Source organism: Amycolatopsis sp. NPDC049691, from assembly GCF_040675005.1.
In the GTDB taxonomy this organism is placed as follows: domain Bacteria; phylum Actinomycetota; class Actinomycetes; order Mycobacteriales; family Pseudonocardiaceae; genus Amycolatopsis.
In genome coordinates, this window is sequence record NZ_JBFANX010000028.1 from 123,659 (window position 1) to 130,646 (window position 6,988).

At 70.3% G+C, this 6,988-nt stretch carries 8 protein-coding genes, 1 pseudogene and 1 riboswitch; of the genes and pseudogenes, 6 read left to right on the forward strand and 3 right to left on the reverse strand.

All coding sequences use genetic code 11. The features are described 5' to 3' along the window. Positions 1 to 15: 15 nt before the first annotated feature. Together AB0J40_RS41800 and AB0J40_RS41805 are read left to right on the forward strand one after the other, a co-directional pair. Positions 16 to 840: a (2Fe-2S)-binding protein gene (locus AB0J40_RS41800; protein ID WP_364465197.1), complete on the forward strand. Its 825-nt coding sequence runs from the start codon at positions 16 to 18 to the stop codon at positions 838 to 840. A 41-nt stretch (positions 841 to 881) separates the two neighbouring features. Further along, a pseudogene (locus AB0J40_RS41805) lies at positions 882 to 1,046 on the forward strand (iron-sulfur protein); the annotation flags it as partial. A 474-nt stretch (positions 1,047 to 1,520) separates the two neighbouring features. Here the strand turns inward: AB0J40_RS41805 and AB0J40_RS41810 are convergent. Beyond that, positions 1,521 to 2,090: a TIGR03086 family metal-binding protein gene (locus AB0J40_RS41810; RefSeq protein WP_364465177.1), complete on the reverse strand. Its 570-nt coding sequence runs from the start codon at positions 2,088 to 2,090 to the stop codon at positions 1,521 to 1,523. A 33-nt stretch (positions 2,091 to 2,123) separates the two neighbouring features. Here AB0J40_RS41810 and AB0J40_RS41815 point away from each other — a divergent pair, with 33 nt between their 5' ends. Next, entirely contained in the window at positions 2,124 to 2,987 is an 864-nt protein-coding gene (locus AB0J40_RS41815; RefSeq protein ID WP_364465179.1) for a helix-turn-helix domain-containing protein, read from the forward strand. A gap of 106 nt (positions 2,988 to 3,093) precedes the next feature. On the opposite strand, the gene AB0J40_RS41820 is transcribed toward AB0J40_RS41815, so the two are convergent. Beyond that, positions 3,094 to 3,444, reverse strand: a complete 351-nt coding sequence (locus AB0J40_RS41820; RefSeq protein ID WP_086674451.1) for an Lsr2 family protein — start codon at positions 3,442 to 3,444, stop codon at positions 3,094 to 3,096. Positions 3,445 to 3,578: 134 nt separating this feature from the next. Further along, positions 3,579 to 5,090, reverse strand: a complete 1,512-nt coding sequence (lysS, locus tag AB0J40_RS41825; RefSeq protein ID WP_364465181.1) for a lysine--tRNA ligase — start codon at positions 5,088 to 5,090, stop codon at positions 3,579 to 3,581. 76 nt (positions 5,091 to 5,166) lie between these two features. Here lysS and AB0J40_RS41830 point away from each other — a divergent pair, with 76 nt between their 5' ends. From AB0J40_RS41830 to AB0J40_RS41840, 3 genes are all read left to right on the forward strand, one after another. Then, on the forward strand, positions 5,167 to 5,919 hold the full coding sequence (locus tag AB0J40_RS41830) for a class I SAM-dependent methyltransferase (protein ID WP_364465183.1): 753 nt from the start codon (positions 5,167 to 5,169) through the stop codon (positions 5,917 to 5,919). Between the two features lie 26 nt (positions 5,920 to 5,945). After that, a riboswitch (guanidine-III (ykkC-III) riboswitch) is annotated at positions 5,946 to 6,009 on the forward strand. A 27-nt stretch (positions 6,010 to 6,036) separates the two neighbouring features. Beyond that, entirely contained in the window at positions 6,037 to 6,342 is a 306-nt protein-coding gene (locus tag AB0J40_RS41835) for an SMR family transporter (RefSeq protein ID WP_364465185.1), read from the forward strand. Positions 6,343 to 6,479: 137 nt separating this feature from the next. Then, on the forward strand, positions 6,480 to 6,776 hold the full coding sequence (locus tag AB0J40_RS41840; protein ID WP_364465187.1) for a DUF6640 family protein: 297 nt from the start codon (positions 6,480 to 6,482) through the stop codon (positions 6,774 to 6,776). The last annotated feature ends 212 nt before the right edge of the window (positions 6,777 to 6,988 follow it).

Below are 6,988 nucleotides of genomic sequence, written 5' to 3' on the forward strand. Positions count from 1 at the left end.
GAGGAGGGCCGCGACCTGAGTCAGCAGCGGTCCTTCCGTGACGCACGCGAGGTCGGCGACGGCCTCGCGTCGTCGCTCCTGCGGGTCTCCGGCCTGCAGGAACGCACCGAGCTGCGCCGCGACGTCCCGGCGGGCTGGATCCGCTGCTCCGAGCTGCTGGAGACGCCGGCGTACTTCGACGAGTGGCGCGCGCTCCTCGGCGACTGGCTGCTGCGCTCGTACCCCTCGGCACCGCCTCGCACGACGGCGAGCTGGGTGATGACGTGGTACCTGCACGTCCCGGCGTACGTGGGGGCGCTGCTGCTGCACCACGAGCGGCGGGTGCCGTCGCTGAAGCCGGCGGAGCTGGCGTTCCGGCTGGCGGACGACCGCCCCCACCCGGACGGCATGGCGCTGCTGGGTGACGACTTCCACTGCCTGCCGACGGACCCGGGCTCGGCCCGCCCGGAGGCGACGGTGGTCCGCGACGAGCGCGCGCTGGCGGCGGTCCTGCGGGCCCGCTACCTGGCCCACGCGGCCGCGTTCGTCCGGGCGTACGCCCCGGTGAGCAGGCTCGGCCGCCGCACGCTCTGGGCGGCGGCGACCGACGCGCTGGAGAACTCGCTGTGGTGGGCGGGCCGCCAGGGAGGAACACCGGAGGCGGAGGGCGCGGGCGTCGCCGACGCGGCGTTGGTGCTGGACGCGCGGTACCCACCGCTGACCTCGGCGTCGACGTTGCGGCTGACCGAGGGGCCGGACGGCCACCGCGAGTGGTCCCGGCGGCGCGAGAGCTGCTGCTTTTCGTACTTGCTACCGGGCGAGTCCGAGTGCGACGGCTGCCCGCGCACCTGCGCCCGCTGAGTCAGGGCCGCCAGGCCGGATCCCGCCCATCCCTGGGGGGCGTCCTGCTGGACACGCAGTACCCGCCGCTGACATCGGCGTCGACGCTGCGCCTGATCGAGACCCCGGACGGCCACCGCGAGTGGTTCCGCCGACGCGAGAGCTGCTGCTTTTCATGCTTGCCACCGGCCAAGTCGGAATGCGACGGCTGCCCGCGCACCTGTAGCCCCAGGCAGCCCCGCCCGTCGGCGGTTTCCAGTGGTCATCGCAACACTGCTGCGGCGACCGCATCCAGCCTTCCCAGTGCACGGCTACCGCCCGGTCGGCGACGTCGGCCGGATGGTTGCTGATCACCACCATCGGGCGTGGCCATCCGCGGCCGGCGTTGATCCGGGCGTACGTGCGGCCGGCGGGCGATGCGGCTGGTCCGCAGCCATCCCACCACCACCGCAGGAGCGGCTGCGACCAGTGCGGCGGCAGCTCGCCGACGTTTCGCGGTGCGGTAGTTGACCCCGGCCCGCCGGGCAGCTGCTCCGGCTGCCCGCGCACCTGCGCCAGATAGCCCCAGGCCCTCAGACAGCCCCCGCCCATCCCTGGGGGGCGTCCCCGTCCCAGTCTATCGGCGCCCCCCGACAAACCCGGCCGATCGCCGCCCAAGCGCCGAAGCTGTCCACATCCGAGCGCCCCTGTGGACAAGCCCGTCAGGGCCGCCAGGCCGGATCCCGCCCCGAAGCCCCCAGCGCCCGCTCCAACGGCGACGCCGAAGCCGCCACCTCCACCTCAGGCCCGTACACGCCCATCGACCGCGCCTGCTCGCCCATGGCCACCGCGGACTCGTACACCGCCGTCGCCGTCTCGGGCGCGCAGCGCAGCTCCTGGCCGCTCGCCCGGGCCAGGTCCCAGCCGTGCAGGACGAACTCGCCCAGCACCATGTCGCCGACCACCGACGCCGGAAGCGGCGAGGAACCCAGCGCAGTCGGGCCCTCCCACGCCGACCGCGTCCCGAAGACGTCCACCAGGGTCTCCGTCTGCTTCTCCAGCCGCGCCCGCCAGTCCGCCGTCACGAGCCCGGCCGAAGCCTCGTCGGTCGGCGGCGTCGGCGGGGCTTCCCGGCGGCCCGCGGCGAGCAGCCACGGGCCCCAGTACAAGAGGTGGTTGAGCAGCCCGCGGACGTCGTAGCCCGCGCACGGCGTCGGGGCGGACAGGTCGTCCGCAGAGTGGGCGATCCGGAGGAACTCGGCCGCGGCGGGCCGGACGAGCGAGGCGTTCATGCCCCGATCCCAGCCGGGAACGGCCGGGCCGTCTTGAAGGAACGCGACAGCTACCGTTGCCCCGTGGGCGAGCACCGGATCCCGCGCGGCATCGTGGCCGAGGCCACCGCGCGCACGATGTTCACGCTGAAGCGGTACGCCCCGGCGCCCGAACTGGCGGACTTCGTCGACTACCACTGGGTGCTGCGCTGGGACCTGCGCGGCAAACCGCCCCACGACCAGCGCGTCCTGCCGAACCTCGCGGTGCACGTCACGTTCTTCCCCGGCGCGTCCGGCGTCCACGGACCGGCGCACGACGTCTTTTCCCACCGCCTCGAAGGCCGCGTCCAGGGCTTGGGCGTGCGTTTCCGGCCCGGGTGCTTCCGCGCGTTCCTCGACGGCCCGGTGAGTGACATCGCCGACCGCGCTGTCCCGCTCACGGACGTTTTCGGCCGGAAGGCGATCGAAGCCGCGGAATCGGTGCAGAACGCGGCGGACGACGCGCAAATGGTCCGCGCGATCGACAACTTGCTGATCGCAAATCCCGCCGAGCTGTCGCCCGCCGCACGACGGGCCGCCGAGGCCGTGGAATCAATCGCACGCGACCCGGGAATTACCCGGGTGGCGCAACTGTGCGCGGATACTGGACTAACCACCCGGTCCGTACAGCGGTTGTTCGCCGAACACGTCGGGTGCACCCCCAAGTGGGCGATCCGGATATACCGCCTCAACGACGCCGCGCAGCGGATCACCACCGAAGGTGAGCCGGATTACGCCGGACTGGCGGTTCGGCTGGGCTATAGCGACCAGTCGCACTTCATCCGCGATTTCCGCGCGGTGACGGGCCTGCCGCCGGCGGAGTACGCCCGTGCGGCGCGGGCGGCGGGCGAACCGGCACCGGACAGTGACCGGACATGAAGAAAGCCGCCGGGCGAATTCGCCCGGCGGCTTCGGCTGTACCCCGCTTCGAGGACTTTCCGGCCGGCCAGGTGACCTGCGTGCACCCGGACCGGCGGAAGGGTCCTCAGTTCTTCTTGTGGTAGGCGTCGACGACCTCGGACGGGATCCGGCCCCGGTCCGAAACCGCGTAACCGTTCTTGCGCGCCCACGCCCGAATGGCCTGGTTCTGCTCGCGGTCGACGGCGGCCGGACGGGACGGGCCCTTGCCCGCGACCGGACGCACGGAAGCGCGCTTGCGGCCACCCGCGCGACGGGCGTGCTCGACGTACTGGGCGAGCGCGTCCCGCAGCTCCTCGGCGTTTTCCGAAGAGAGGTCGATCTGGTAGCTGACGCCGTCCAAACCGAACTCGACGGTCTCTTCCGCCTCGCTGCCGTCCAGGTCGTCGACCAGCGAGACGAGCACCTTCTGTGCCATCCGATTCCTCCTGCGGGGACTTGCGCAATGATCTGGTTACGGGGCGAGCCCCGGACAGAAGACTTTGTCTAGAACATTAGTACCCGCTTCCGGAGGGCAGCGCAAATCTCATTGCGGTATACGACACCGCCGGGTTATTCGGGTCGCACGAGCGGGAAGAGGATCGTCTCCCGGATACCGAGACCGGTCAGCGCCATCAGGAGCCGGTCGATCCCCATTCCGACACCGCCACTGGGCGGCATTCCGTACTCCAGGGCACGGAGGAAATCCTCGTCGAGCCGCATGGCTTCGCTATCGCCCTGCGCGGCCAGCCGGGACTGTTCGGTGAGCCGTTCCCGTTCGACGACCGGATCGACCAGCTCGGAGTATCCGGTGGCGAGTTCGAATCCGCGCACGTAGAGGTCCCACTTCTCGGCGACGCCCGGCCGCGAGCGGTGCTGCCTCGTCAATGGCGACGTCTCCAGCGGAAAATCACGCACAAAGGTGGGGGCGTGCAGGTGATCTCCGACGAGGTGTTCCCACAGTTCCTCGACGAGCTTCCCGTGCCCGAGCTTCGGATCCACTTCCAGGCCCCTGGCCTGCGCGAATCCGTGCAGTTTGGCGGCCGGCGTCTCCGGGGTGACCTCTTCGCCGAGGGAATCGGACAACGACTCGTACATTCCGAGTGTGGTCCATTCGCCGGACAGGTCGTACTCCGAACCGTCGGGCAGGGTGACCACCTGGGTGTCCAGCACCGCCTGCGCGGCCTCCTGGATCAGCTCCCGCGTCATCACCGCATTGGTGTCGTACGTGGCGTACGCCTCGTAGTACTCGAGCATCGCGAACTCCGGCGAGTGCGAGGAGTCACTGCCCTCGTTCCGGAAGTTGCGGTTGATCTCGAAGACCTTTTCGATGCCGCCGACGACACAGCGCTTGAGGTAGAGCTCCGGCGCGATCCGCAGGAACAGCTCCATGTCGAACGCGTTCGAGTGCGTGACGAACGGGCGGGCCGCGGCACCGCCGTGCAGCGTCTGCAGCATCGGCGTCTCGACCTCGGTGAACCCGCGGCGGTGGAACGACTCCCGCAGCGACCGGACCACGCCGGCGCGCGTGCGAACGACGTCCCGCGCGCGCGGGCGCATGATGAGGTCGACGTAGCGCTGGCGGATCCGCGTCTCCTCGGCCAGGTCCTTGAAGGCGTTGGGCAGCGGGCGCAGCGCCTTCGACGTGATGCGCCACGCGTCGGCCATCACGGACAGCTCGCCGCGCTTGGACGTGATGACCTCGCCCTGCACGAAGACGTGGTCGCCGAGGTCGACGTCGGACTTCCACGCCGCCAGCGCGTCCTCGCCGACCTTCGCCAGGCTGATCATGGCCTGCAGCTCGGTGCCGTCGCCCTCGCGAAGGCTCGCGAAGCACAGCTTGCCGGTGTTGCGCAGGAACATCACCCGGCCGGTGACGCCGACGGTCTCGCCGGTGGCGGTGTCGACGGGCAGTCCCTCGTGCGCCGCCCGCACCTCGGCGAGCGTGTGCGTCCGAGGTACCTCGACCGGGTAGGGATCGATACCCTCGGCGAGGATCCGGTCGCGCTTCTCCCGGCGCACCCGCATCTGCTCGGGCAGTTCGTCTTCGGCGGGCACGCTGGTGGAAGCGGGGTTTTCGGTCATGGCCCATAGGGTACGAACCCGGCCGCGCGCTACGCCAACCGGATTACCTTTCCTTTCCGTCTTCTAACCTGGGCCGGTGAGTGATCCGCTACGCGCCCGACGCGCTTCTTCCTTCGGCAGCCGGGCCGCCGCGTACGCCGAGCACCGGCCCGGCTACCCGCGGGAAGTGATCGAATGGGGCCTTTCGGGCGCGGCCGGAACGCCGCGCCGGGTGCTCGACCTCGGCGCCGGAACGGGCAAGCTCACCGTGGGCCTGGCCGAACTCGGCCTCGACGTCACCGCGGTCGAACCCGACCCGGAAATGCGCGCCGAACTGGGGCGAGTGGTGCCGTGGGCGAGATCGCTGGCGGGCCGCGCGGAACGGATCCCGTTGCCCGACGCGGACGTCGACGCGGTTTTCGTCGGCCAGGCGTTCCATTGGTTCGACGTGCCGGCGGCGATGACCGAGATCGCGCGCGTACTGCGCCCGGGTGGCGTGCTGGTGCCGATGTGGAACTACGAAGACGAATCGGTGCCGTGGGTGGCGAAGTTCACCTCGCTCGGCCGCGAAGGGACGCGGAAGCCGGCCCGGACCGACGATTTGCGGCAGGTGGCACACCCGGAGTTCGAACCGTTCGAAAGCGACCGGTTTCGCCATGTGCAACGACGCACGGCGGAGAACCTGCTGGAAACGATCGCGACGTATTCGATGGTGATCGTGGCCGAGCCGGAGGAGTCATCGGCGTTGCTGGCGAGGCTGCGCGAGTTCCTGGCATCGAATCCGGCGACGGCGAACGGCGAGTTCGACCTGCCGTTGATCACCTGGGGACTGCGCGCCCGGCGCCGATGAGACATTTTTTGTCATGCTAGCTTCGGAAGGGACGCCACTCGGGCGTCCCGGACGAGCGCGTCGTACCCGGTCAGGACAAGACGGCGCAGTGTGTACCAGCACTGCGAAAGGATTGTCATGTCCTGGTTGGTCTTGGTGGTGTCCGGAATCCTGGAAACGGTCTGGGCGGCGGCCCTCAAGGGGTTCTTCAAGCCGGTCTCGGTGGCGACGTTCGTGGTCGCGCTGGTGCTGAGCATGACCGGACTGGGATACGCGCTCCGGGAAATCCCGCTGGGGACGGGCTACGCGGTGTGGGTGGGCATCGGCACGATCGGCACGGCGCTTTACGGGATCGTGGTCCTCGGCGACTCGGCAACCGCGGCCCGGCTCACGTGCTTGGGGTTGATCGTCGCGGGGGTGGTCGGCTTGAAACTGCTGCCTTGACCTGAGCTCGAGTACCGGGAATTGCGCCCGGCTCGGCGGGGACCGAAAACGCCCCCGCCCTCCCTGGGGGCGTGCCCTTGTCCAGCGTATCGGGAGCCGCCGACAAAACCGGCGGACGAGGGCCGCCGACCGCGAAGTTGTCCACATCGCCGCTCTGCTGTGGACAAGTCCTCGGCGAGCCGAATTCGTGCCGGGCACCCACCAGGGCCGGGCTCGACGCCGGAGCCGCGCTGGCCTCGCTCTACTGGCTGACGCAGATCTCCGCGCTCGCCTACCCGGGCTCGAAGGCCGTGGACCCACCCGGCGAGGGACGGTTCCCGCAGGCCAAGATCGCCTTCCCGGCCCTCGCGGTGACGGCGCTCGGGTACGTCCTCGAACGACGGCGGCTGACCAGGCTCACGTCGGGAAGTACGGCCGCAGCGTCGCCACGGTGACCCGGTCGCATAGCGCGTCCGTGGCCGGCGCGCGGTAGCCGCGTCGGCCACGACCACCTCCACGCCGTAGCGCATCACCGACTACGCCGGGCTCGGAGTTCACCGGCGCCACCCGAACTAGGTGTACTGCCCGGGGAGGTTGCGATCGTGGTGACACGTGATCGGATGATCTTGGTGTGAGGGAGGGCCTCCGGGTTCGGTGTGGATTGCGA